General features: G+C 70.1%; 1 protein-coding gene. It reads right to left on the bottom strand.

The genetic code is table 11. From position 1 onward, the window contains the following. Nucleotides 1-413: polyprenyl synthetase family protein (locus ACSNOD_RS31535; protein WP_436770493.1), on the bottom strand; the 413-nt coding region annotated here is incomplete at its 3' end. Nucleotides 414-787: the final 374 nt, after the last annotated feature.

Below are 787 nucleotides of genomic sequence, written 5' to 3'. Positions count from 1 at the left end.
GGGCCGAGGTCGGCGAGGATGTGGGAGGCGCGGGCGAAGAGGAAGTCGCCGGTGAGGACGGCCACGGAGTTGTCCCAGCGCGAGTTGGCGCTGGGCACGCCGCGCCGGACGTCGGCCTCGTCCATGACGTCGTCGTGGTAGAGCGTCGCCAGGTGCGTCAGCTCGACGACGACGGCGGCGGGCACGACGCCCGGCGCGTGCGGGTCGCCGAACTGCGCCGCGAGCATCACCAGCAGCGGCCGGAACCGCTTGCCGCCGGCGCGCACCAGGTGCTGCGCCGCCTCGGTGATGAACGGCACGTCGCTCTTGGTGGCCTCGATCAGGCCCTCCTCGACGGCCGCCAACGCGGCCTGGACATCGGCTTCCAGAGCCTGGTCCCGCACGCTCAGCCCAAACGGCCCGACGACGGTCACGAGGGTTACTCCTGTCTACGGACGACTCTGAGGACGGACGGTCGCAGTCACGGTCAACACGGATTGTCGATGTGTCGCTGTCTCCACTACTGGCAGCGTATCCGGTCGTCTGTCGATCACCGCTGCCGCCTGCCGCACACCGGCCATCCCCCCGACGCCGATCCCGCTCGGGAATTCGTCCCGATACAGGCACTTTGCCCGTATCCGACGAGACCAATTCCGTCGCGATGGGCGCCGTGACGCGCCCCGTCCCCCACCGCCTCGTACTCCCCGTGCGCAGAACCGTCACCCTCGGTGACCCGTGAGAGGTTCGCGCAGGACGATAACGATCTTGACGAGACCGGCGGACGCCCCTCCTCCGGGGCGGCCGGGCG

The sequence above is a fragment of the Streptomyces sp. URMC 123 genome (assembly GCF_051386515.1).
In the GTDB taxonomy this organism is placed as follows: Bacteria; Actinomycetota; Actinomycetes; order Streptomycetales; family Streptomycetaceae; genus Streptomyces.
The sequence above is the reverse complement of the archived record's forward strand: the minus strand, read 5'-3'. Positions and strand labels throughout refer to the sequence as shown.